Below are 23,778 nucleotides of genomic sequence, written 5' to 3'. Positions count from 1 at the left end.
GTCTCGGCGCTAACGCGCCGATCCACCTTCTCCCACAAGGGGAGAAGGGAAGAGCTGTCGACTGTTATCAAAACTTCATGGTTCCGAAATGTGCCTGAAACATTGAGGCGTGAGCTTGGCGGTCCCGTTCAACGCCATCCGGAGACAGCCATGAACAAGCTCTCGTTGACCCGCCGCGCTTTCGTCACCTCGGCCAGCGCCTTTGGCCTTGTCGGCGCCTCCGGGCTGGCATTGCCCTATTATTCCCGCGCCAGCCAGCGGCCGGCCTTCACGCATGGCGTCCAGTCGGGCGACGTCGACGCCACGTCCGGCATGGTGTGGACCCGCACCGACCGCCCGGCGCGCGTGATGTATGAAGTGTCGACGACCGAAAGCTTCGCCAACGCCACCAGGCTGGCTGCGCTCGATACCTCGCCGGCCAGCGACTATACGGTGAAGCGGCTGCTCACCGACCTCGCATCGGACCAGGACATCTTCTATCGCATGACTGCCGCCGATCTTTCCGACATCAACGCTGTCTCCGAGCCGATCGTCGGCCGCTTCCGCACCGCGCCGTCGTCAAAGCGCGACGTGCGCTTCGCCTGGTCGGGCGACACGGCCGGCCAGGGCTGGGGCATCGACGAGACCGGCATGAAGACCTATTCGACCATCGCCAAGCACACGCCGGACTTCTTCCTGCATTCCGGCGACACGATCTATGCCGACGGCGCCATGAAGGATGAGGTCGACCTCCCCGGCGGCGGTAAGTGGAAGAACGTCGTCATGCTCGACGGCAAGCGCAAGGTCGCCGAGACGCTGGACGAGTACCGCGACCAGTGGAAATACAACATGATGGACAAGCATGTGCTTGGCCTCTCCGCCATATGCCCGACCTTCTACCAGTGGGACGACCACGAGGTGCTCAACAACTGGTCGGATTCGAAGAATCTCGCCGCCGACGACCGCTACAAGGAAAAGTCGATCCATGTGTTGGCCGCCCGGGCGGCGCGCGCCTTCCACGAAATGACCACCATCCGCTACGAGCCGTCGGAGCCGGGCCGCGTCTACCGCAAGATCTCGCACGGGCCGCTGCTCGACGTGTTCTTCCTCGACATGCGCTCCTATCGCGGCCCCAACGGCCCCAATCTGGATGAAACGCTGACGCCGAAGTCGCGCATGATCGGCGAGGAACAGTCCAAGTGGCTGAAGCGCGAGCTGGCCAACTCCAAGGCGACCTGGAAGATCATCGCCGCCGACATGCCGCTCAGCCTCGTGGTCTGGGACGACGCGGCGAAGAAGGTCGGCTTCGAGGCCGTCAGCAACAACGACAATGGCGCGCCGAAGGGTCGCGAGCTCGAATTCGCGGATGTGCTGCGCTTCATCAAGAATGCCGGCATCACCAACACGGTGTGGCTCACCGCCGACGTCCACTACACCGCGGCGCATTACTACAATCCCGACAAGGCGCAGTTCCAGGATTTCAATCCGTTCTGGGAATTCGTCTCCGGCCCGATCCATGCCGGCACCTTCGGCCCCAACGACCTCGACATGACGTTTGGGCCCGAGCTGAAATTCATCAAGGCGCCGACCGCCGAGCAGGGCCAGAACCTGCCGCCGTCGGCCGGGCTGCAGTTCTTCGGCCTGGTCGATATCTCCGGCGCCACCGAACAGCTCACGGTGCGGCTGATGGATCGCGACGACAACGAGCTTTACAAGGTGACATTGGACCCCGTGCGGTCTGCGTAAGGTCGGCGCGAGGCACCCCCCTCTGTCCTGCCGGACATCTCCCCCGCAAGGGGGGAGATTGGCAGCTCCGTCGTCGGCGCTTTCTCTCCCACGTCGGCGATTAGCGAAAGCCCATGTGACATCTGATCTCCCCCCTTGCGGGGGAGATGCCCGGCAGGGCAGAGGGGGGTGCTGTCCCGCCGGCGTTTCCCGCGCTACGGCAAGGCGAAATCAATCCGGATAGCAGGTTGTGGGGATTTTCGGCCAGACGGCGGTGTCGCAGTTGGCATCCTTCTGGCGCTGCTTGAAGGAGGCGCTGACCGGGCCGGTGACGATCGGGTCGACGCCGTCGGGGGCGTCGGCGAACATCTGCTGCGCGGTCCTGGCGTCGGGTGGCGTGATCGGGTCGGCTTCCCTGAGCGTGGCCGCCGACTGCGCGGCGCCGGCCGCGACGAGCATGCCAAGCGCTGCCCACGCAAAAACCGGACGCAATCTGGACGTATGATCGCTCATGAACATCGAACTGTCCGGCCCCTCAAAGGTTCCGCCTTGGTTAACAGAATCATTTCACACCAAGACGTTTAAGAATCAGTGACCATTTATTTGGGGTCGGGCCTCCCCTTTCGCAATTGCGAAAAACCTTGTATGAGCCGCGCAACCGAAAAAGGCGGCGCTTGTTAAGCCTGCCGCCTGCAACGTTCCCGAGACCAGACAAAATGAACCTCCGTAATATCGCGATCATCGCGCACGTCGACCATGGCAAAACCACGCTGGTCGACCAGCTTCTGAAACAGTCGGGAGCCTTCCGCGACAACCAGCGTGTCGCCGAACGCGCCATGGATTCCAACGACCTCGAAAAAGAGCGCGGCATCACCATCCTCGCCAAAGCGACCTCGGTCGACTGGCACGGCACCCGCATCAACATCGTCGACACGCCCGGACACGCCGATTTCGGGGGCGAGGTCGAGCGCATCCTGTCGATGGTGGATTCGGCGATCGTGCTCGTCGACGCCGCCGAAGGGCCGATGCCGCAGACCAAGTTCGTCGTCGGCAAGGCGCTCAAGGTCGGCCTGCGCCCCATCGTCGTCATCAACAAGATCGACCGTCCGGATGCCCGCCATATCGAAGTTGTCAACGAGGTGTTCGACCTGTTCGCCGCGCTCGACGCCACCGACGAGCAGCTCGACTTCCCGATCCTCTACGGTTCGGGCCGCGACGGCTGGGTGTCGGAAAACCCCGAGGGTCCGAAGGACCAGGGTCTCGCCCCGCTGTTCGACCTGGTCGTCAAGCATGTGCCGGCGCCGACGGTCCATCCCGGCCCGTTCCGGATGATCGGCACCATCCTCGAAGCCAACCCGTTCCTCGGCCGCATCATCACCGGCCGCATCGAGTCCGGCACGCTGAAGGCCAATCAGGCGGTCAAGGTGCTGCACCATGACGGCACCCAGATCGAGACCGGCCGCGTCTCCAAGATCCTCGCCTTCCGCGGCCTCGAGCGCCAGCCGATCGACGAAGCGCAGGCGGGCGACATCGTGGCCATCGCCGGCCTGTCGAAGGGCACCGTCGCCGACACCTTCTGCGATCTGGCGGTGAGCGAGCCGTTGCATGCGCAGCCGATCGATCCGCCGACCGTGACCATGTCCTTCCTCGTCAATGACAGCCCGCTTGCCGGCACCGAGGGCGACAAGGTGACCAGCCGCGTCATCCGCGACCGCCTGCTGCGCGAGGCCGAGGGCAACGTCGCGCTCAAGATCGAGGAATCGTCAGAGAAGGACTCCTTCTTCGTCTCCGGCCGTGGCGAATTGCAGCTCGCGGTGCTGATCGAGACGATGCGTCGCGAGGGCTTCGAGCTCGCCGTGTCGCGTCCGCGCGTCGTCATGCAGAAGGGCGATGACGGCCAGCTGCTCGAACCGGTCGAGGAAGTCGTCATCGACGTCGACGAGGAGCACGCCGGCGTCGTCGTGCAGAAAATGTCGGAGCGCAAGGCCGAGATGGTCGAGCTGCGTCCCTCCGGCGGCAATCGCCAGCGCCTCGTCTTCCACGCGCCGACGCGCGGCCTGATCGGCTACCAGTCGGAACTGTTGACCGACACGCGCGGCACAGCGGTGATGAACCGGCTTTTCTTCGCCTACGAGCCCTATAAGGGCGAGCTGCCCGGCCGCACCAATGGCGTGCTGATCTCCAACGAGCAGGGCGAGTCCGTCGCCTATGCGATGTGGAACCTCGAAGACCGCGGCCCGATGATCATCGATCCGGGCGTCAAGGTCTATCAGGGCATGATCATCGGCATCCATTCGCGCGACAACGACCTCGAAGTGAACGTGCTCAAGGGCAAGAAGCTCACCAACATCCGCGCCGCCGGCAAGGACGAGGCGGTGAAGCTGACCCCGCCGATCCGCATGACGCTGGAGCGGGCGCTGGCCTGGATCCAGGACGACGAGCTGGTCGAGGTGACGCCGAAGACCATCCGGCTCCGCAAGCTCTATCTCGACCCGAACGAGCGCAAGCGTTTCGAGAAGGCGGCCAAGGTGATGGGCGCGGCGTAAGGTTTCAGGCCAGGGTTCAAAAGAGGGAGCATTTGCTCCCTCTTTTCGTTTCAGCGGCATGCGGCCGAAATAGTGCTTCGCCGCTGGCTTCGATTATCGGCCGAGGTCGGCGCTGCCCCTCATCCGCCCTTCGGGCACCTTCTCCCCGTAAACGGGTAGAAGGGACCTTGGCGCGGCGCCGACGATTGGCGAAACCGGCGACGACAGCCCCTTCGCCCCGTTTACGGGGAGAAGATGGCGGCAGCCAGATGAGGGGCGGCGCCGGCGTCAGCGATTGTCCCATCTTTGCCAACGTTGCTCCCGCTGGCTAGTATGACAGCCAATCCCAATCCAAGAGGTCCCTCATGCATCTCGCCTCGCTGCTGATCTTTGCCGCCGCGCTCTTCGTCGCGGCCGGCTCACCTGGCCCGTCGATCGCCGCTCTGGTGGCGCGCGTGATCTCGAAGGGGTTCCGCGACGTCTTCCCGTTCCTGCTGGCGATGTGGATCGGTGAGGCGATCTGGCTGTCGCTGGCGGTGTTCGGACTGGCCGTCGTGGCGCAGAACTTCCACTACGCCTTCGTCACCGTGAAATGGGTTGGCGTCGCCTACCTCGCCTATCTGGCGTTCAAGATGTGGACGGCGCCGGTCGAGGCGAAGGAAGGCGAGATGCCGCGCGAGGACTCGGCCCTAAAACTGTTCTTCGCCGGCATGGCAGTGACGCTCGGCAACCCGAAGATCATGATGTTCTATCTGGCGCTGCTGCCCACCATCATCTATCTTGCCTCGGTCAGCATGGTCGGCTGGGTCGAGCTGACGCTGACCATGGCCATCGTGCTGGTCGTCATCGACCTCGCCTGGGTGCTGGCCGCTTCGCAGGCGCGCCGGCTCTTGAAGAGCAAGCGCGCCATGAAGATCGCCAACCGCGTCAGCGCCACCACGATGGCGGGTGCGGCCGCGGCAATCGCCGCCCGGTAGAAAGACGCGCTGATGTTCAGGCGAGGCTGCCTGCGGGCGCCCCGGCCCGAGACCTCTTGCCTCACATCATCTCGATGATCGGCGCGATCTCGACGCTGAAGGCAGGGTCCATCAGGATCGGGCAGTCCTTGGCCTTGGCGACGGCGTCGTCGATGTCACTGGCTTCGACGATGGTGTAGCCGGCGGTCGGGTTGCTGCCGCCATTGTTCTCGATCTTGCCGCTCGGCAGCACCGTCTTCGACATGCCGACCGGATTGCCGCCATCGACGACGGCCGAACCGAGCTTGCCGTACCAGCCGGTCCAGGCGTCCATAGCCGCTTTCCGTTCGGCGTCGTCGGTCGGCATCTTGCCGGAGCCGTGATAGACATAGAGAAATTTCGCCATGTTCTCCTCCCTTGTCGGCGGCGTCGAACCGGCATGCGGCCACGCCGCAGTCGTGATGTGCAGCCATGCTGCAATCCGAAATGCAGCTACGCTGCAATCCGATACGCAGCTGCGCTGCGATCGTTGATATGCGGCTACGCCGCAATCATGGATATGCAGCTACGCCGCAATCCTGGATATGCGGCCAAGCCGCAATCCTGATCATCGGACCAAATGGCGGGATGGGCAATGAAAAATTCTATATTGCTAATAGAAGGCCCGCGGAGGCTACCTTGCCATGGCGTGGTATTCGGGATTGGGCCGCATATCGACCGCGGCTGCCACCCGGTTCGACATGTTGAAGAAGGCGGCGGTCGAGGCGATGTCCCAGATGTCGCGGTCTGAAAAGCCGGCCTGGCGCAAGGCGGCGCGGTCGGCCTCGACGATCCTGGCCGGCTCCTCGGTCAGCTTGACGGCGAATTCGAGCATCGCGCGCTGGCGGTCCGAGAGATCGGCGGCGCGGAAATTCATCACCATCATCTCGCCGAGCGCCGGCTCGCCCGACAGCTGACGCACCGCCGCGCCATGCGCGGTCAGGCAATAGAAGCAGTGGTTGATCGAGGAAACCACCACGGCGATCATCTCGCGCTCCAGCTTCGACAGGCCGGACTCTCCCAGCATCAGATCGTTGTACATATCGGTAAAGGCGCGCAGCTTCTTTTCGTCGAAGGCGTAGGCGGTGAGCACATTGGGCACGAGGCCGAGCTTCTCCTCGCATTTGGCGAAATAGGCCTTGGTCGCGTCGCTGAGCTCCGCCTGGACAAGGTCGAGCGCGATTATTTTGCCGGTCATATGGTCTCTCCTCGCGAGGACGATGGCGTCGGTTCGAATTTTTTAAAGCGTCGTCAAACCTTTGTCGCCAAACGGCGCTCATCTGGCTACCATAGTCACAAAAGCATACGACGGGAGGGAATAAGCGTCATGGCCAGCGTGAAATCCAAGCCGAAGAAGAAAGTCGCCGCCGCCGCGAAAGCGGAGGAGAAACCCACAAGGCTTGCCGACTATCTGCTTGCACGGGCGCCCGCCGAGGACATCGCGGCCTATGACGTGGCCGACCTCGAACGCGCCGGCGAGCTCGCCGCCCAAGCGGTCGCCAGCCACAGGAAGGGCGAAAGCGTCGTTGCCGTCGAGGCGGATTCGGGCGTTGCCTGCGACGGCCGGCCGGTCACGGTCATCACCGTCGTCAACGACAACATGCCGTTCCTGTTCGATTCCATCCTCGGCGAGATCGCCGAAACCAGCAGCGAGCCGACGCTGGTCACCCATCCGATCGTCACCGTGCGCCACGGCAAGGCCGGCGTCGTCGAGGTCCTTGGCGATGGCGGCAAGGACGATGACGACAGGCTGAGCGTCGTCCATGTCCACATTCCAAGGCTGAACGCCGAGCAGGCGAAGAGCCTTGCCGAGCGTTTGCGCAAGGTACTTTCCCAGGTCCGCGCCGCCGTCGTCGACTGGAAGCGGATGCTCGCCCGGCTCGACCAGGCGATTTCCGAATTCCGCTATTCGGCAGTGCCGCTCGACAAGAAGAGCGTCGCCGAGGCGATCGCCTTCCTCGAATGGCTGCGCGACGACAATTTCACCTTCCTCGGCATGCGAGAGTTCAAATATGTCGGCGGCGAGGAAAGCGGCTCGCTGGAGCGCGCCGAAAAGCCCGGCCTCGGCATCCTGTCCGATCCCGACGTGCTGGTGCTGAGGCGTGGCACCGAGGCGGTGACGACGACGCCGGAGATCCGCGCCTTCCTGCATGGACCGGAGCCGCTGATCGTCACCAAGGCCAACGCCAAGTCCCTAGTGCACCGCCGCATCTATCTCGACTATGTCGGCATCAAGACCTACACGTCGAAAGGCGCGCTCGCGGGCGAACTGCGCATCGTCGGTCTGTTCACCTCGACCGCCTACACGCGCTCGGTGATGAAGATACCGTATCTGCGCTCGAAGGCCGAAACGATCATTGCCAAGTCCGGCTTCAATCCGAACGACCATTCGGGCAAGGCCCTGATCAACGTGCTGGAAAGCTATCCGCGCGACGAACTCTTCCAGGTTCCGGTGCCGGTCCTCAGAAAGCACGCCCATGCCATTCTCGGGCTGGTCGAGCGGCCGCGGATCAGGGCGCTGGTGCGCGTGGATCAGTTCGATCGGTTCGTTTCCATCATCGTCTTCGTGCCGCGCGACCGCTATGACAGCGTCGTGCGCGAGAAGGTCGGCGCCTATCTCAAGACCGTGTTCGAGGGCCGGCTGTCGGCCTATTACCCGGCCTTCCCGGAAGGCGGTCTGGCGCGCGTGCACTTCATCATCGGCCGTTCCGGCGGCAAGACGCCGAAGGTCGAGCAGTCGACGATCGAAGCGGCGATCCGCGACATCGTGCGCACCTGGGAGGACGCACTGTCCGAAGCCGCGGAAGCGGCCGGCAGCGATCCGGCGCTGAAGGCGATCGCGGCGCGGTTCCCCGAAAGCTATCGCGATACCTTCTCGGCCGCCGTGGCGCTGGCCGATGCCGGGCGCATCGCAAAGATCAGCGCCGAAAATCCGATCGCCATCGACTATTACCGCCATGCCGACAAGAAGCCGGAGCAGGCGGCGTTGAAGATCTATCACCATGGCAGCCCGGTGGCGCTGTCGCGGCGCGTGCCGGTGCTGGAGAATATCGGCTTCCGCGTCATCAGCGAGCGCACCTTCGAGGTCGGCAACGATCCAGCCGGCACGGTGTTTATCCACGACATGGAGCTGGAGAACAGCTACGGCAAGCCGATCGAGCTTACCGATGGCGGCGCGCTGTTCGAGGACGCGTTCCTGTCGGTCTGGCGCGGCAATGTCGACAATGACGGCTATAACGGCCTGGCCCAGACCGCCGGCCTGTGGTCGGGCGAGATCGCCATCCTGCGCGCCTATGGCCGCTATTTGCAGCAGGCCGGCATCCCGCAGAGCCAGGATTTCATCGCCGCAGCCCTCAACCGCTATCCGGAGATCGCGCGCGGCCTGCACGCGCTGTTCGTCGCCCGTCTCGGCCCGTCGGCGGAAGGCGACGGCACGGTCGCGGCCAAGCACCTCAAGGCCAAGATCAAGGACGCGCTGGAAGAGGTGCCCAATATCGATGACGACACCATCATCCGCCGCTACCTCAACCTCATCGAAGCCTCGCTGCGCACCAATCATTTCGTAGCCGATACGAAAGCGAAGGGGCAGTCCCTGGCGATCAAGCTGGATTCGCAGGCGGTCGAGGGGCTGCCGGCGCCGCGGCCATGGCGCGAGATCTTCGTCTATGGCTCGGAGGTCGAGGGCGTGCATCTGCGCTTCGGCCCGGTGGCGCGCGGCGGCCTGCGCTGGTCGGACCGCGCCCAGGACTACCGCACCGAGGTGCTGGGACTGGTCAAGGCGCAGCAGGTCAAGAACGCGGTCATCGTGCCGGTCGGCGCCAAGGGCGGCTTCTTCCCGAAGCGCCTGCCGGCTGGCGGCAGCCGAGACGCCATCTTCGAGGCCGGCACCTCGGCCTACAAGAACTTCGTCTCCAGCCTGCTCTCGATCACCGACAATATCGGCGTCGACGGCGTCATCCCGCCGGCCGGCGTGGTGCGGCGCGATCCTGACGATCCGTATTTCGTCGTCGCCGCCGACAAGGGCACGGCGACCTTCTCCGACACCGCCAACGCCATTTCCGAGAAGCACCATTTCTGGCTGGACGATGCCTTCGCCAGCGGCGGTTCGGCCGGCTACGACCATAAGAAGATGGGCATCACCGCCAAGGGCGCCTGGGAGGCGGTGAAACGGCATTTTCGCGAGATCAACCGCGACATCCAGACCTCGCCCTTCACCGTGGTCGGCGTCGGCGATATGTCGGGCGACGTGTTCGGCAACGGCATGCTGCTCTCGCCGCAGACTAGGCTGATCGCCGCCTTCGACCATCGCGACATCTTCATCGATCCCGATCCGGACATGGCCGCCTCGATGGCCGAGCGGGTGCGCATGTTCGCGCTGCCGCGCTCGTCCTGGCAGGACTATGACAAGTCGAAGCTGTCGCAAGGCGGCGTCATCGTCTCGCGCAACCAGAAATCGATCACGCTGCCGCAGGCGGCGGCTGCCGCCATCGGCTTGTCCAAGACCACGGCAACGCCGGTCGAGATCATGAGCGCCATCCTCAAGGCGCCGGTCGACCTTTTGTGGTTCGGCGGCATCGGCACTTATGTGCGGGCCTCAGGCGAAAGCAACCAGGATGTCGGCGACCGCGCCAACGATGCAATACGCGTCACCGCGCTCGATGTTCGAGCGAAAGTGATCGGCGAGGGCGCCAATCTCGGCGTCACGCAGCGGGCGCGCATCGAGTTCGGCCTGAATGGCGGCCGCTGCAATTCGGACGCCATCGACAATTCGGGCGGCGTCAACTGCTCCGACGTCGAGGTCAACATCAAGATCGCGCTGGCCTCGGCCATGCGCAAAGGCTCGCTGACCAGGCCTGCGCGCAACAAGCTGCTCGCCGAGATGACCGACGAGGTGGGCGCGCTGGTGCTCTCCAACAACTACCAGCAGACGCTGGCGCTGTCGCTGGCGCGCAAGCGCGGACTTGCCGACATCGCGCACCAGGCGCGTTTCATGACGGCGCTGGAATCGCGCGGCCTGCTCGACCGCGCGGTCGAGACGCTGCCTTCGCCGGCGGTGCTTGCCGAACGCGAGGCGCGCGGCGAGCCGCTGACCAGGGCCGAGCTCGGCGTGCTGCTCGCCTATGCCAAGATCGTGCTGTTCTCCGACATCGTCGCCAGCGACGTGCCGGACGAGCAGCATTTCGACCGCGACCTGATGGGCTATTTCCCGGAACGCATGGCGAAGAAGTTCGCCGGCGAGATCCGCGACCACCGGCTGCGCCGCGAGATCATCGCGCGGGTCGTCGCCAACGACCTCGTCAATCGCGGCGGTCCGTCCTTCGTCAACCGACTGCAGGAAGCTACCGGCCGCACGGCGGCCGATGTCGTGCGCACCTTCGCGGTGGTCCGCGACGGCTTTGCGCTGCCGGCGCTCTACAAGGAGATCGACGCGCTCGACAACCAGATCGACGGCCAGATCCAGCTCGATCTCTACCAGGCGATCAGCCGGCTTATCTTCGTGACCAGCGGCTGGTACCTGAAAAACGAAGCGGGTTCCGTGCCGCTTGGCCAGCGCATCGCCGAATTGCAGGAAGCCCGCAAGGCGCTGGAGCCGAAGCTTACCTCGCTGCTGCCGGCCTTCTCGCGCGAGCGCGTCGAGGATCGGCGCCACGGCCTGTTCAAGGGCGGCGCGCCGGAGAAGCTCGCCGGGCAGCTCGCTCTGACCGAAGTGGCCGAGCTGATCCCGGATGTCGCGCTCACCGCGCGCACGGCCAATGCCGACATCGTCAGCGCTGCCAAGGCCTTCTTCGCCGTCAGCGACGCCTTCCGCATCCCGCGCGTCGAGGAAGCGGCGCGCTCGATCATGCCGCCCGACTATTACGATCAGCTGGCGCTGTCGCGCGCCACCGACACGATCGGCGTGGCGCGCCGCGGCATCGCGGTGGCGGCGCTCACCGCGCACGGCACGGCGGCGGATCCGGTCGCGGCCTGGCTGGAGGCCGGTGGCGAGCGCGTCGCACGCATCCGCGAGCGGCTGCAGGCGCTGACCGAAGGCGGCGACATCACCGTGTCGCGGCTGTCGGTGGCGTCGGGCCTGATGAGCGACCTGACGGGGATGTGAAGCTTCGGCAGGCTTGGTTCCTCGCCCTGCAGAGCGGGGAGAGGTGCCGAGCGCTGCGAGGCGGAGAGGGGCTTCGTAGAGCGGAGCCCTTCTTTGATGATCAACCTGTCATAGGCCGACGCATTCCCCTCTCCGTCTCGGCTTCGCCGAGCCACCTCTCCCCACTTCGTGGGGCGAGGAACCCGCGCTTGTTCATTTGCATCGCTGCCTGAAAACATGCAGACATGGCGCCCGACGCGAGCGATGCCAGGGGAATCAGCATGGCGGCAGTAGAGACAGTGCAGCGGGCATCGGGGCGCGGCATCTGGGGCTGGATGTTCTTCGACTGGGCGGCGCAGCCTTTCTTCACCGTCGTCACCACCTTCATCTTCGGGCCCTATTTCGTCTCGCGCATGGCGAGCGATCCGACCGCCGGACAGGCGGCCTGGGGCTACGGCATCGCCGCCGCGGGCCTGATCATCGCGGTGCTGTCGCCGGTGCTCGGCTCGATCGCCGACCAGACCGGACCGCGCAAGCCGTGGATCGCCTTCTTCGCCACGATCAAGATCGTGAGCCTCACGCTTTTGTGGTTCGCCGCGCCCGGCTCGAACCTCTTCCTGGTCGTGCTGTTGTTCTCGCTGGCTTCGGTGGCGGCGGAATTCTCTACCGTGTTCAATGATTCCATGATGCCGCGGCTGGTGCCGAAGGACGAGATCGGCCGGATATCCAACATGGCCTGGGGTCTTGGCTATCTCGGCGGCATGATCGCGCTGATCTTCGTGGTGCTGTTCCTGGCCGGCAATCTCGAAACCGGCAAGACGCTCATCGGGCTCGACCCGCTCTTCGGGCTCGACCCGAAGCTCGGCGAGGATGCGCGCTTCACCGGGCCGATGTCGGCCGGCTGGTATTTCCTGTTCATCCTGCCGATGTTCTTCTTCACGCCGGACGCCATCAAAGGGATCCCGATCGGCCCGGCGGTGCGCGAGGGCCTGTCCGAACTCAAGTCGACGCTTGCCGAGGTGCGCCAGCGCAGCGGCATCCTGCGCTTCCTGCTGGCCCGCATGATCTATCAGGATGGCGTCAACGCGCTGCTGGCGCTTGGCGGCACGTTCGCGGCCGGCATGTTCCAGTGGTCGATCACCGAGATCGGCCTGTTCGGCATCATCCTCAACGTCGTCGCCATCTTCGGCTGCTGGATCGCGGCGCGGCTCGATACCGCGCTCGGCTCCAAGCATGTGGTGATGATCGCGCTGGTGATGCTTTCGGTCGCCACGATCGGTGTGGTCTCGACCGGCCCGGGCTTCACGCTGCTCGGCCTGATCCCGCTGTCGACCGCCGATTCCGGCGGCCTGTTCGGCACCGCGGCGGAGAAAGCCTATATCCTCTACGGCCTGTTGATCGGTCTGGCGTTCGGCCCGGTGCAGGCCTCGTCGCGTTCCTACATGGCGCGCAGCGTGACCGCCGCCGAGTCCGGCCGCTATTTCGGCATCTATGCGCTGGCAGGTCGGGCGACCAGCTTCCTGGCACCGTTCATGGTGGCGACCATCACCACCATGAGCGATTCGCCCCGGCTCGGCATGGCGGCGATCATCCTCTTCCTCGGCATCGGCATGGCGATCCTGGCGGGGACGCCCTATCCGGCGGACAAGCGGTAGCGCGATCTCACCTTCTCCCCTTGCGGGAGAAGGTGGCCGAGCGAAGCTCGGTCGGATGAGGGGTGTTGGAAGGTTCGCTGCGCGGAAGAAGTAAGCGCCTGGAATCTTTCAGTTTTCCGACGTCTCACTCCGCTGGAACACCCCTCATCCGTCTCGGCGCTACGCGCCGATCCACCTTCTCCCACAAGGGGAGAAGGAAAGGGTGCTAATGCCGGAAATGCCTTACCCCGGTGAACACCATGGCGATGCCGTGCTCGTCGGCGGCGGCGATGACGTCCTCGTCGCGCATCGAGCCGCCGGGCTGGATGACGGCGGTGGCGCCGGCCTCGATTGCCGAGAGCAGGCCGTCGGCGAAGGGGAAGAAGGCGTCCGAGGCGACGACCGAGCCCTTGGTCAGCGGCTCGGCGAGGCCGGCGGCTTCGGCCGCGTCCAGCGCCTTGCGGGCGGCGATGCGCGAGGAATCGACGCGGCTCATCTGACCGGCGCCGATGCCGACCGTCGCTCCGTCCTTCGCATAGACGATGGCGTTCGACTTGACGTGCTTGGCGACGCGGAAGGCGAATTTGAGATCGGCCAGTTCAGCCGGCGTCGGCGCGCGCTTCGTCACGACCTTCAGCTCGAGGTCGTCGACCACGGCATTGTCGCGGCTTTGGACAAGCAGCCCGCCGGCGACGGATTTCGCTGTCGTGCCGGCGGCGCGCGGGTCGGGCAGGCCGCCGGTGACCAGCAGGCGCAAATTCTTCTTCGCCGCGACGATCGCGGCCGCCTCGTCGGTGGCGTCGGGCGCGATGATCACCTCGGTGAAGGTCTTGACGATTTCCTCCGCCGCCTCGGCATCGAGGATGCGGTTCATGGCGACGATGCCGCCGAAGGCCGAGACCGGGTCGCAGGCCAGCGCCTTGGCGTAGGCAGCCTTCAGCGACGGGCCTTCGGCCACGCCGCATGGGTTGGCGTGCTTGATGATGGCGATCGCCGCCGAGCGGGCGGGATCGAACTCGCCGACCAGCTCGAAGGCGGCGTCGGTGTCGTTGATGTTGTTGTAGGAGAGCTGCTTGCCCTGCAATTGCCTTGCTGTCGCCACCCCCGGCCGCTTGTCGCCCGACAGGTAGAACCCGGCGCCCTGATGCGGGTTCTCGCCATAGCGCATCACCTGGTCGAGCCGGCCGCCGAAAGCGCGCCAGGTCGGGTGCTCGATTTCGAGCGCCTCGGCGAACCAGCCCGAGATCGCCGCGTCATAGGTGGCGGTGCGGGCAAAGGCCTTGGCCGCCAACATCTTACGGAAGTCGAGCGACAGCGAGCCGAGATTCATCTCCAGCGCGTTGACGACGGACGCATAATCGGATGGGTCGGTGACGATGGCGACATAGGCGTGGTTCTTGGCCGAGGCGCGGATCATCGCCGGCCCGCCGATGTCGATGTTCTCGACGATCGAGGCATAGCCGGCGCCGGAGCGGCGGACTTCCTCGAACGGGTAGAGGTTGGAGACGACGAGGTCGATCGGTTCGATGCGGTGGTCGCGCATGGCCTTGGCGTGCTCGGCATCGTCGCGGATGCCGAGCAGCGCGCCATGCACTGAAGGATGCAAGGTCTTGACCCGCCCATCCATGATCTCGGGAAAGCCGGTGAGCTCGGAAACGTCGCGGACCGCCAGGCCCGCCTCGGCGATGGCCTTCGCCGTGCCGCCCGTCGAAACCAGCTCGACGCCGGCGGCGGCGAGCGCCTTGGCGAAATCGATCAGGCCGGTCTTGTCGAAGACGGAAAGCAGCGCCCGGCGCACCGGAACGAGATCGGGCGCCGGAATGTTTTTTGTGGGTACGGCCATGCGGAGGCCTTTCACGGCTGGTTGGAGAGCGTTCGCGGGCCGTAGCATATGAGGCTTGGAAATCAAGCGCCGTGCGTCCTTTGCGACTGCATGCCAGCTTCCCGAAAGAGTGAAGTTTCGCCGAAGGGCGTTCCATCGTTTGCGGGATTAGGCGCGCTCATCACTGGAGGAAACAGCCATGGCATTCGTGCGTGTCGGCCAGTTCAAAGCGTTACCGGAGCGGGTTGAGGCGTTGCGCTCCATCTACGAGACGGAAGCGATCCCCGCCATTCGCGCCGCGCCAGGCAATATCAGCGCTGTGCTGCTACAGCAGCATCAGGCGCGGGATTCCTTCATGGCCATCACTATCTGGGGCACGGCCGAGGACGCCGAACGCTACGATCAAAGCGGTCAGGCAGCGGCTATGGTCGACAAGATCCGTTTTGCGTTCGCCGGACCGCCGTCGCTCGCTACATACGATGCCTTCGGGATTCCTTGCTGACGGCCGACAGATCAGTTGTTCTCGGGATAGCCGGCGATGTCGGTGCGGGTCAGCTGCCAGTGGACCTCGGCAATCTCCGAGGCCTTGAAGGAGAGCACGATCTGCCGGCTGCGGCGCGGGCCGCTCAGTCCGGCGAAATAGATCGATTCCTCGACCTCCGGCACCACTTCGGCGCAGGTGAAGACCCAGGTGTCGCCCTGCGTGGCGGCAAGCGTCAGGCGGTCGTGGTTGTCCTGCAGCAGGTTGACGTCGGGGTGGACGTGGAAGCGCACCGTGACGAAGTCGCGGCCGTTGTTGCGGATCGCGGCATTGCCCGGGCGCAGGAAACGGTCGCGGCCGGCCAGCACGTTGCCGTTTGTGCCAAGCTTCAGCTCGCGCTCATGCAGGAAACCGAATTGCTGGGCATAGCCGTCGTGGCGGGCGACGAAGCCGTGCACGCCCTTCTGGTCGAGGCGCTTGCAGGGCACATGCTGCGGGCCGCCGATCAGCGGCGATCCCAGCAGGTCGCTGACGCGCAGCGAGTGGCTGAAGCGCGCCGACGACGTGTCGTTGAGGGTGGCGGTCGAATGCGCGGCGGTGGCGCGCGCCAGCGGCCGGAATTCCGGGGCGCCGTAGGTGTCGATGCCGGCATTGACGATGAAGTGCTGGCGCCCGGAGGAGAGCTCGAAGGCGAGGCAGCCGGCATGCGCGGCGTTGGAGACGTCGACCGGCGGCGGCAGGCCGGTGTCGGCGATCACCGTCACGCCGCCCATCGACAGGCGCTCGTAGCCGGAGTGCGGCGCATGCAGCAGCGGCGCGCCCGCCGTGTCGTCATGACGCATGATGGTGGCGATGCGGTCGTGGATGGTGGCGCCCATGCCGTTGAAGCGGGCGAGGCTGCCGTCCTGGTGGCGGAAGAAACGCAGCGCCGGCAACATGCGGTCGATGGCGCCGATCAGGGCCGCCGGCGGCGCCTCGGCCTGGTTGGCATAGGTCTGGCGCAGCGGCAGAAGGTCGGCCAGCAGCTCCAGCACCGCCATCGGCTTGCGTGAGATATGGCCGCCATCGGGCAGGATCTGATGGTCGAGCTCCTCGGCGAGGTCGCGTGTCGCCGCTCGCAGCGCCGAGGCCGGCGCCGGCAAGGACAGCGCGGCGAAGGCAAGCGCGATGCGGGCGCGCAGCCTGGCCTCGCCATCCGGCATCTCGCGCGCCATCGAGCGGAGATAGCGGATCTGCACGGCAAGCGATTTCAGGAAGGCGCGATAGAAAGGGAATTCGGCACCTTGCAACACCACCGAGGAATGCTGCAGCCAGGCGATCACCCGCTTGGCCGTCGTTCCCGGCTCCCAGGCGATGCCGGAGATCTGGTTGCCGTGCATGGCGATCCAGTCGGTCACCAGGGCTCTGGCGTTGGCGGCGGCAAGCTCGGTGCCGGTGGCGCGCATGTGGCGCAGCCAGCGGAAGCCATGCAGCGATTTCTGCCAGCCGCGATTGGGTACGTCGAGCTGGAAGGGCGACGTGCCGCCGGTTTCGACCAGGTGGCCGGACAGCGGGTAGCGGCCGTAATAGATATCCAGCGCGATCTGCGGATCGGCGAGCCGCAGATCCGGAGGGGCGATCAGGACACGTTCGGGCGTGCGTCCGGAATAGCGCCAGCGATAGACAGGGCCGGCGCGCAAACGCCGGCGCGTCTTGCGCCAGAACTCCTTCGCGACAAGCGTCCATAGACGTGTCGTGCTGCCGGCAACAAGTGCCAATAGCCCTCCTGATGTCCCCATAACCCGAGCACAAGCTTATGCGATTCAAGAACTTATGCGAAGGCGGATTTCGCCGAAGTGAACCAATTCACGCGGCCGCAGCCGGGCCGTCCCTAAAAAAGTCAGCAGGTTCAATACGACAACGACTTATCCGGCCCGCTTCATCCTGGCGGCGAAGAAGCCGTCGAGACCCGATAACCCCGGTGATCCCATGGCCAGGTCCGCGGGCGTGGTGCGCAGCGTGCCCTGCGGCGTCAGGAATGGGTCTACACCGGCAAATTCGCCGGGACGGATCGGATCGGCGGCCACGCCGGGGTTCCCGGCGAGGAAATCGCGATAGAGCTCCTCGCCTTCGATCGGGTCGAGCGAGCAGTTGGAAAAGACGATACGGCCGCCGGGCCTGACGAGGCCGACGGCGTGGGCAAGCAGCCGGCGCTGGAGGTCGGCGAGCTTTTCGACATCGGCCATGGTCTTGGTCCAGGGCACGTCGGGGTGGCGGCGCACCGTGCCGGTCGAGGAGCAGGGCGCGTCGAGCAGGACGGCGTCGAACAATTGCGCCGGCCGGTAATCCAGGAGGTCGGTCTGGACGAGTTCGGCGGCCAGGCCGAGGCGGTCGAGATTCTGCTTCAGCCGCGCCAACCGGTTCTTCGAGGTGTCGACCGCGGTCACTTCGGCGCCGGCCAGGATAAGCTGCGCCGTCTTGCCGCCGGGCGCGGCGCACAGGTCGGCGACGCGCTGTCCACGGATGTCGCCGAACAGTCGCGCCGGCAGGCTTGCCGCGGCATCCTGCACCCACCAGGCGCCGTCGGCGAAACCGGGCAGGTCGATGACGTTGGCGGAAAGCTTCTCGACGCGCACCGTGCCGGTGGCCAGCACGATGCCGCCAAGGCGCTCGGCCCAGAGCGCCGGATCGGCCTTGACGGTGAAGTCGACCGGCGCCTCGTGGCGATGCGCGGCAAGGATGGCGCGCGCCTTGTCGGCTCCGTAGGCGGCGGTCAGCCGCTCGGAAAACCATTGCGGCGCCTCGCTGGTCGCGGCAAGCGCCGGGGCGAGCTCGGCCTCCTTGGCGCGCGCCAGCGAACGCAGCACGCCATTGACGAGGCCGGAGAAACGCACTGTGCGCGGATCGGACTTGGCGTGGGTGACGGCAAGGTCGACGGCGGCGCTGTCAGGAACGTCGAGGAACAGGATCTGCGCGGCGGCGACATTGAGGATGTGCGAGAGCGCCGTGGCGTTGGCCGGCAGCGGCTTTTCCAGCCGCTTCGACAGCAGCCCGGCAATGGTCATGCGATGGCGCAGCGCCGTGACCAGGATGGCGCGCACCAGCGCGCGGTCGCGGCCGTCCAGCGCCTTGTATTGCGGGTGGCCATGCTCATTGTCGGTCAACCCGTCAAGCGGCGTGCGGGCATCGATGACGGCGGCAAGCAGGCGCGCCGCCGCCTTGCGCGCGGCAAGGCCGGCGACGCTCTCGTCATCGGCCTTGCGTTGCGGATTGCCTGGCTGTCCGCGCCTCGGCGGCGTCACGACCAGGGACCTTTCGACCGGACATTGCGCGGCCCGGTCGGGTTGCGGCCCCAGGGATTGGCTTTCGGCGGCGCCGACTTGGCAGGCGGCGCGGGCTCAGCCGGCTTGCCCCATGGCCCGGCCGATGGCTCTTCGGGCTGGATGGGCGGCGGCGAAGCCTGGCGTCGAGCGGCCGGCGATACGCCACCCATCGCTCGCGCCATCTCCTGCAGGGCGGCGATGCGGTTCTCGGTGCTCGGATGGGTCGAGAACAGATTGTCCATGCGCTCGCCATGCAGGGGGTTGATGATGAAAAGATGCGCCATAGCCGGGTTGCGCTCGGCATCCTCATTGGGAATCTGCTCGGCTCCGCGCGCGATCTTGTTGAGCGCCGAGGCCAGCCACAGCGGATTGCCGCAGATCTCGGCGCCGCGCCGGTCGGCCTCGTATTCGCGCGTGCGGCTCACCGCCATCTGCACGATCATCGCGGCGAAGGGCGCAACGATCATCGCCACAAGCACGCCAACAAAGCCGAACGGATTGTTGTTCTCCCGACTGCCGCCGAGGAAGAAGGCGAAATTGCCGAGCATCGAGATGGCGCCGGCGAGCGTTGCCACGATCGTCATGGTCAGCGTGTCGCGATGCTGCACATGAGCAAGCTCATGCGCCATCACCGCCGCGACCTCTTCATGGGAGAGGCGCTGGAGCAGGCCCGTGGACGCTGCCACCGCGGCATTTTCGGGATTACGGCCGGTGGCGAAGGCGTTGGGCTGCGGGTTGTCGATCAGATAGGTCTTCGGCATCGGCAGGCCGGCCTGCTTGGCCAGCGCCTGGACGATCGTGTAATATTCGGGCGCGTTCTTCTCGTCGACCTCGACGGCGCGGTTCATCGACAGCACCATCTTGTCGGCGTTCCAATAGCTGAACAGATTGGTGCCGGCGGCAATCAGAAGCGCGATGACCATACCGCCCGAGCCGCCGATCAGATAGCCGACGCCCATGAACAGCGCCGTCATCGCGGCAAGAAGCATGGCGGTGCGAAGCGTGTTCATTGTGTCATCCGTCCGGAGCGATGGAGAATTGGGGTCGATCCTTTCGTGGTCATGGCTATATGATGGGAAAGGCCGGGCCCCGTTTCAATCGGCAGGGAATATCGCATGACCGAACTGACCAACAAGACCGAAATCGCGGGCGAGGGTGACGGGCCGCGAAAGATGCTGACGCCGGCCGCGAGCCGCGCGCTGGCGGAGGCCGAGGCCAGGCGCAGGGAATATCGCGAGGCCGAAGCGAAATTGCCGAAGGAGATCGGCGGCCGCGGCGGCAAGGAACCCGGCCGCTACGGCGATTGGGAGGTGAAGGGCCTCACCAGCGACTTCTAAGCGACCGCACGCTCCCGCGCGAGCGCAATCCAGCCGTTGCCGTCCGTCGCAATGCTGATCTCGTCATAGGATCGGATCGTCGGGTGCGGCGTGACGAGCGGGTGGACGTGCGTGGCGCTGATCACCATCACCGATGCGCCGGAAGCTTCGCCCGCCGCGATGCCTGCCGGCGCATCCTCAAAGACCAGGCAATCGCGCGCCTCGACGCCAAGATGCTTTGCAGCCAGGAGAAAACAATCCGGCGCCGGCTTGCCATGGGTGACATCTTCGGCTGTCAGCATCATGGCGGGAACCGGGATGCCGGCCGCCTGGATACGCAGCAGCGCCAGCTCGCGCGGCGCCGAGGTGACGATGGCCCAGCGCTCCGGCGGCAACGATTGCAGGAACGCGACGGCGCCGGGGATCGGGACGATGCCCTCGAGATCGTCCGCCTCGGCCTTGAGCAGCAAATCCGCCTCCGCCAGCGGATCGACACCCGGAAGCTTCAGCGCGGCGATCGTCTCTCTCGCGCGCCTGCCATGGATCGTGGGCAGGAAGGCCGCCACATCGAGGCCATGCCGGTTTGCCCATGTCGTCCACACCCGTTCCGCGGCGGCGATCGAGTTGAGTACCGTGCCGTCCATGTCGAATAGAAAGGCGGCGAATTTTGAGCCTGCAAACATCGGATGTCCTGGAGAATCGTTTTCGGGGAGGGGCGAAACGCAAAACACAGTTTAGACCGGGCAACACCGCCTGAGAAGGCGAGACGCCGCCGGGTAGGGTCTCAGTTTGAAATTTCGGACCGGTCGGCCTATCAGAATGCATGAAGTCATATTTCTTGGTTGGGACGAAAGGGAAGGTCCCAACCGAAGCGGAGTTGGACCGACAACTCCCCGGCCGACGGCATCCTTGGCTGCTACCTACATTAGGCGGAAGCGACGCTATCGCCTACGTCAGCTTGGAAGCCAACGGGGATGTCCAAGTCGATGTTAGCGGTCGGCACCATTCGAAAGATCAAGTCGTATTGCGCCTGCTGCGATTGCTCCAAGATAAGGTTGGCGGCACTATCGAAGACGACGGCTAGATGTTGCGTCTCTTTTGTAGAGGCCGCGCTTGCCTGGTTCGGCGCAAAAGCGTCCTGAAGTCGCGCCAGATCGCGCAGATCGCGGCCAAACTGAGACACTACCCGCCGCCATTTCGACTCGGGCACTGGAACCAGCTCCGGCTCGCGGCGTTGAACAGGCTGTCTTTCCAAAATCACCAAGGGGGGCATCCGATGCTGATCCGGCTCGGTTATGAAATCGCCATCGAATGCGCGGCGGTGACGCCGATCATCTCGCTTCTCGACATCCATCCTGACCGGCATGCCGACATCAAGCGGCAGACGCGGGTTCTGACCTCGCCCTCGGTTCCGACCCGGACCTATCGCGACCGCCACGGCAATATCTGCCGCCGCTTCACGGCGCCCCCCGGAAGCTTCCGCATCCTCTACGACGCGGCGATCGAGGACAGCGGCGAGACCGACGCAGTCAATACGTTGGCGCATGAAACGCCTGTGGCGGAATTGCCCGACGATGTGCTGGTCTATCTGCTCGGCAGCCGCTACTGCGAGACCGACCACCTCAGCGACATCGCTTGGCAGCTTTTCGGCCATCTGCCGCCCGGCTGGGCGCGCGTCCAGGCGATCGTCGACTATGTCAACAGCAGGCTCTCCTTCGGCTACGGCTATGCGCGCGCCAACCGCACGGCGGCCCAGGCGCATGAGGAGCGCGTCGGCGTCTGCCGCGATTTCGCGCATCTGGCGATCACGCTCTGCCGATGCATCAACATTCCGGCGCGGTATGTGAACGGCTATCTCGGCGATATCGGCGTGCCGGCCGATCCGGCGCCGATGGACTTCTCGGCCTGGATGGAAGTCTTCCTCGACGGCAGATGGTACACGTTCGATCCGCGCCACAACCGGCCGCGCATCGGCCGCGTCGTCATCGCGCGCGGCCGCGACGCCACCGACGTGCCGCTGCTGCACAGTTTCGGTCCGCACCGGCTCAGCCTGTTCAGGGTCTGGACCTACGAGCAGGAAGGCAACCGCTTCAATCCTCCGCATCATGGCGTCGATCGGACGGTCAGCGCGCAGATGCTCTTTTGACATTCAGGTGATGCCGGCCTGGCCTGAATCTCAACAGACCCTGCGCCGCACCTGTTTCATGGCTGCCGCTGACCCGCTTCGGCACAGCCCGTTTGTGCCTAAGCGGGACCGGGCGCGACCGCCGCCGGCACCATGGTAAGCGCTTCATGAACGTCGCTTGGCCAGCGCATTTTCGTTTACTTCCTGTTCACCCTCGAATTTGCCGAAAGCCAGCAAAAACAATGGATTAACCTCCCGTTAAGCGTCTTCTCGCGGCTGCCGGCCGCGTCTGGCCGAAATCCTGCAATGCCTCGGTCGAGCGGCACGGTGCCGCAAGCAGTGGAGGCGGAAGGGATGCGGCAGTTCAGAGGCGTCGTTCGTGGGGTGGACGGCTTTGCCCGCAATCGCCAGGGCAATTTCGCGGTTCTGTTCGGGGCTGCCGCATCGATCCTCGCGCTGGGGGTGGGATTCGCGGTCAATATCTCGCAGCTCTACAATGCGAGGTCGAGCTTGCAGGGCGTCGTCGACGCCGCTGTGACCTCGACGGCCCGGGATCTCACCCTCGGCGTCATCACCGAGGCCGACGCCAACAAGACGGTGCAGGCATTCCTCGACGCCAACAGCGCGGCCGGCATCCTGCAGGCCAATCAGGTCGTGCTCGACAAGCTCACCGTCGACAGGACAGCCAACACGGTAAGGGCGGATGTGCACACCGATGTCAGCCTCTACTTCCCGGTCTTCAGCATCGGCGACATGCAACGGGTTAAGTCCTCGACCACCGCGCTCTATTCGGACAAGACGGTCGAGGTGGCGATGATGCTCGACGTCACCGGCTCCATGGCGGGCCAGAAGATCAAGGACCTGAGGATAGCGGCTAGCAACGCGGTCGATTCGTTCCTCGACGGCCAGAACGCCTCCCGGCCACGGGTGCGGGTGGCGATCGTCCCTTACGCCAATTCGGTCAATGCCGGATCGCTTGCCGCAAGCACGGTCTTTGTCGAGACCAAGGCCAGCGACCGCAAGCAGGCGCCGGGCAATGGCGACCCGAAATATGTCTCCACGTCGACGCGACCGGACAATTGCGCCACCGAGCGCAAGGGCCCTTATCAGTATTCGGATGCGGGCCCGGATGTCAGCATGGTCAACCGCGACCTGTATCTGTCGGATTTCGCCAGGGACAGCCGCACGCGAGCGTGTCCCGTCGCGACAATACAGCCGCTGACCACAGACGCTTCGGCTCTGAACAATGTTATCAAGGACCTTGAGGCCTCGGGCGGCACCGCCGGCCATATCGGCGTGCAGTGGGCTTGGTACTTGCTCTCGGAAAACTGGGGCAGCGTCATGAACGCCTCGCAACGGCCGGCCAAGATGGATCCGAAGAAGGTCGCCAAATATGTAATCCTGATGACCGATGGCGAATTCAACCTGTCCTATTTCGACGCCAGCGGCCCGGACCAGGTCTACAACGACGCCGGCAAGGTTCAGACACGAACCGCTGCGACGACACTCTGCGCGGCGATGCGCGACCAGGGCATCGAGATCTTCACCATCGGCTTCGCGCTCACCGAGAAGAACGCCAAGTCGACGCTGCAATCCTGCGCCAGCCCGGATACCGGCAATGCCAAGCATTTCTACCAGGCGGCCAATGGCGCCGAGCTCGACCAGGCGTTTCAGGATATCGTGCGCAACATCGACAAGCTGACGGTGACCAGATAGCGGCCAGGCCGCTGACTGCAGCGCTAAAGCGCGTCGCGATCTTTCAGATTCGCTCCATGCGCTTTAGGTTTTTGATTTT

Annotated in this window: 18 protein-coding genes; 9 read left to right on the top strand and 9 right to left on the bottom strand. The window is 65.1% G+C overall.

Going from position 1 to position 23,778, the window contains the following annotated elements:
- Positions 1–150: 150 nt before the first annotated feature.
- Positions 151–1,725, top strand: a complete 1,575-nt coding sequence (locus RFM52_RS11545; RefSeq protein ID WP_320297544.1) for an alkaline phosphatase D family protein — start codon at positions 151–153, stop codon at positions 1,723–1,725.
- A gap of 210 nt (positions 1,726–1,935) precedes the next feature.
- On the opposite strand, the gene RFM52_RS11540 is transcribed toward RFM52_RS11545, so the two are convergent.
- A complete protein-coding gene (locus tag RFM52_RS11540; RefSeq protein WP_320297545.1) occupies positions 1,936–2,217 on the bottom strand; it encodes a hypothetical protein in 282 nt (93 codons plus the stop codon).
- A gap of 203 nt (positions 2,218–2,420) precedes the next feature.
- On the opposite strand from RFM52_RS11540, the gene typA reads away from it, so the two are divergent.
- Entirely contained in the window at positions 2,421–4,250 is a 1,830-nt protein-coding gene (gene typA / locus RFM52_RS11535; RefSeq protein ID WP_320297546.1) for a translational GTPase TypA, read from the top strand.
- 344 nt (positions 4,251–4,594) lie between these two features.
- On the top strand, positions 4,595–5,206 hold the full coding sequence (locus RFM52_RS11530) for a LysE family translocator (RefSeq protein WP_320297547.1): 612 nt from the start codon (positions 4,595–4,597) through the stop codon (positions 5,204–5,206).
- Between the two features lie 61 nt (positions 5,207–5,267).
- Here the strand turns inward: RFM52_RS11530 and RFM52_RS11525 are convergent, their stop codons facing one another.
- On the bottom strand, positions 5,268–5,591 hold the full coding sequence (locus tag RFM52_RS11525; RefSeq protein ID WP_320297548.1) for a YciI family protein: 324 nt from the start codon (positions 5,589–5,591) through the stop codon (positions 5,268–5,270).
- A 267-nt stretch (positions 5,592–5,858) separates the two neighbouring features.
- Positions 5,859–6,422 (bottom strand): peroxidase-related enzyme, encoded by a 564-nt coding sequence (locus tag RFM52_RS11520; protein WP_320297549.1) that lies wholly within the window; start codon positions 6,420–6,422, stop codon positions 5,859–5,861.
- A 129-nt stretch (positions 6,423–6,551) separates the two neighbouring features.
- Between RFM52_RS11520 and RFM52_RS11515 the strand changes: the two genes are divergently transcribed.
- Complete coding sequence (locus RFM52_RS11515) at positions 6,552–11,324, top strand: NAD-glutamate dehydrogenase (RefSeq protein ID WP_320297550.1); 4,773 nt, start codon at positions 6,552–6,554, stop codon at positions 11,322–11,324.
- Positions 11,325–11,584: 260 nt separating this feature from the next.
- Positions 11,585–12,958 carry an MFS transporter gene (locus tag RFM52_RS11510; protein ID WP_320297551.1) on the top strand — a complete coding sequence of 458 codons (1,374 nt, stop codon included), beginning with the start codon at positions 11,585–11,587 and terminating at the stop codon, positions 12,956–12,958.
- 205 nt (positions 12,959–13,163) lie between these two features.
- Here the strand turns inward: RFM52_RS11510 and purH are convergent, their stop codons facing one another.
- Positions 13,164–14,780, bottom strand: coding sequence for a bifunctional phosphoribosylaminoimidazolecarboxamide formyltransferase/IMP cyclohydrolase (gene purH, locus RFM52_RS11505; protein WP_320297552.1), 1,617 nt, complete (start codon positions 14,778–14,780; stop codon positions 13,164–13,166).
- A gap of 178 nt (positions 14,781–14,958) precedes the next feature.
- Here purH and RFM52_RS11500 point away from each other — a divergent pair, with 178 nt between their 5' ends.
- Positions 14,959–15,261: a putative quinol monooxygenase gene (locus RFM52_RS11500; RefSeq protein ID WP_320297553.1), complete on the top strand. Its 303-nt coding sequence runs from the start codon at positions 14,959–14,961 to the stop codon at positions 15,259–15,261.
- A gap of 11 nt (positions 15,262–15,272) precedes the next feature.
- On the opposite strand, the gene RFM52_RS11495 is transcribed toward RFM52_RS11500, so the two are convergent.
- From RFM52_RS11495 to htpX, 3 genes are all read right to left on the bottom strand, one after another.
- A complete protein-coding gene (locus tag RFM52_RS11495) occupies positions 15,273–17,018 on the bottom strand; it encodes a heparinase II/III family protein (protein WP_430699283.1) in 1,746 nt (581 codons plus the stop codon).
- Between the two features lie 126 nt (positions 17,019–17,144).
- Positions 17,145–18,521 (bottom strand): RsmB/NOP family class I SAM-dependent RNA methyltransferase, encoded by a 1,377-nt coding sequence (locus RFM52_RS11490; RefSeq protein ID WP_320297555.1) that lies wholly within the window; start codon positions 18,519–18,521, stop codon positions 17,145–17,147.
- Positions 18,518–19,552, bottom strand: a complete 1,035-nt coding sequence (htpX, locus tag RFM52_RS11485) for a zinc metalloprotease HtpX (RefSeq protein ID WP_320297556.1) — start codon at positions 19,550–19,552, stop codon at positions 18,518–18,520. Before htpX ends, RFM52_RS11490 begins: the two co-directional genes overlap by 4 nt.
- Positions 19,553–19,657: 105 nt before the next feature.
- Between htpX and RFM52_RS11480 the strand changes: the two genes are divergently transcribed.
- A complete protein-coding gene (locus RFM52_RS11480; protein WP_320297557.1) occupies positions 19,658–19,879 on the top strand; it encodes a DUF1674 domain-containing protein in 222 nt (73 codons plus the stop codon).
- On the opposite strand, the gene RFM52_RS11475 is transcribed toward RFM52_RS11480, so the two are convergent.
- Positions 19,876–20,541 (bottom strand): HAD-IA family hydrolase, encoded by a 666-nt coding sequence (locus tag RFM52_RS11475; RefSeq protein WP_320297558.1) that lies wholly within the window; start codon positions 20,539–20,541, stop codon positions 19,876–19,878. The two genes, RFM52_RS11480 and RFM52_RS11475, sit on opposite strands and share 4 nt — an antisense overlap.
- 242 nt (positions 20,542–20,783) lie before the next feature.
- Positions 20,784–21,122 carry a hypothetical protein gene (locus RFM52_RS11470; protein WP_320297559.1) on the bottom strand — a complete coding sequence of 113 codons (339 nt, stop codon included), beginning with the start codon at positions 21,120–21,122 and terminating at the stop codon, positions 20,784–20,786.
- 12 nt (positions 21,123–21,134) lie between these two features.
- Between RFM52_RS11470 and RFM52_RS11465 the strand changes: the two genes are divergently transcribed.
- Both RFM52_RS11465 and RFM52_RS11460 read left to right on the top strand, forming a co-directional pair.
- Complete coding sequence (locus RFM52_RS11465) at positions 21,135–22,004, top strand: transglutaminase-like domain-containing protein (RefSeq protein ID WP_320297560.1); 870 nt, start codon at positions 21,135–21,137, stop codon at positions 22,002–22,004.
- A gap of 333 nt (positions 22,005–22,337) precedes the next feature.
- Positions 22,338–23,699, top strand: a complete 1,362-nt coding sequence (locus tag RFM52_RS11460) for a pilus assembly protein (protein WP_320297561.1) — start codon at positions 22,338–22,340, stop codon at positions 23,697–23,699.
- Positions 23,700–23,778: the final 79 nt, after the last annotated feature.

This window comes from Mesorhizobium humile (genome assembly GCF_033977215.1).
Taxonomy (GTDB): Bacteria; Pseudomonadota; Alphaproteobacteria; order Rhizobiales; family Rhizobiaceae; genus Mesorhizobium; species Mesorhizobium humile.
Note: the sequence above shows the minus strand (reverse complement) of the source record. Positions and strands in the feature narration are given on the sequence as shown.

What these genes read in the sequence shown, in the direction of transcription:
- RFM52_RS11515 (WP_320297550.1), top strand. Translation starts at nt 6,552, where the DNA reads ATGGCCAGCGTGAAATCCAAGCCGAAGAAGAAAGTCGCCGCCGCCGCG.
- RFM52_RS11545 (WP_320297544.1), top strand. Translation starts at nt 151, where the DNA reads ATGAACAAGCTCTCGTTGACCCGCCGCGCTTTCGTCACCTCGGCCAGC.
- typA (WP_320297546.1), top strand. Translation starts at nt 2,421, where the DNA reads ATGAACCTCCGTAATATCGCGATCATCGCGCACGTCGACCATGGCAAA.
- RFM52_RS11510 (WP_320297551.1), top strand. Translation starts at nt 11,585, where the DNA reads ATGGCGGCAGTAGAGACAGTGCAGCGGGCATCGGGGCGCGGCATCTGG.
- RFM52_RS11530 (WP_320297547.1), top strand. Translation starts at nt 4,595, where the DNA reads ATGCATCTCGCCTCGCTGCTGATCTTTGCCGCCGCGCTCTTCGTCGCG.
- RFM52_RS11520 (WP_320297549.1), bottom strand. Translation starts at nt 6,422, where the DNA reads ATGACCGGCAAAATAATCGCGCTCGACCTTGTCCAGGCGGAGCTCAGC.
- RFM52_RS11540 (WP_320297545.1), bottom strand. Translation starts at nt 2,217, where the DNA reads ATGAGCGATCATACGTCCAGATTGCGTCCGGTTTTTGCGTGGGCAGCG.
- RFM52_RS11495 (WP_430699283.1), bottom strand. Translation starts at nt 17,018, where the DNA reads ATGGGGACATCAGGAGGGCTATTGGCACTTGTTGCCGGCAGCACGACA.
- RFM52_RS11475 (WP_320297558.1), bottom strand. Translation starts at nt 20,541, where the DNA reads ATGTTTGCAGGCTCAAAATTCGCCGCCTTTCTATTCGACATGGACGGC.
- RFM52_RS11460 (WP_320297561.1), top strand. Translation starts at nt 22,338, where the DNA reads ATGCGGCAGTTCAGAGGCGTCGTTCGTGGGGTGGACGGCTTTGCCCGC.
- RFM52_RS11465 (WP_320297560.1), top strand. Translation starts at nt 21,135, where the DNA reads ATGCTGATCCGGCTCGGTTATGAAATCGCCATCGAATGCGCGGCGGTG.
- RFM52_RS11500 (WP_320297553.1), top strand. Translation starts at nt 14,959, where the DNA reads ATGGCATTCGTGCGTGTCGGCCAGTTCAAAGCGTTACCGGAGCGGGTT.
- htpX (WP_320297556.1), bottom strand. Translation starts at nt 19,552, where the DNA reads ATGAACACGCTTCGCACCGCCATGCTTCTTGCCGCGATGACGGCGCTG.
- RFM52_RS11525 (WP_320297548.1), bottom strand. Translation starts at nt 5,591, where the DNA reads ATGGCGAAATTTCTCTATGTCTATCACGGCTCCGGCAAGATGCCGACC.
- RFM52_RS11480 (WP_320297557.1), top strand. Translation starts at nt 19,658, where the DNA reads ATGACCGAACTGACCAACAAGACCGAAATCGCGGGCGAGGGTGACGGG.
- purH (WP_320297552.1), bottom strand. Translation starts at nt 14,780, where the DNA reads ATGGCCGTACCCACAAAAAACATTCCGGCGCCCGATCTCGTTCCGGTG.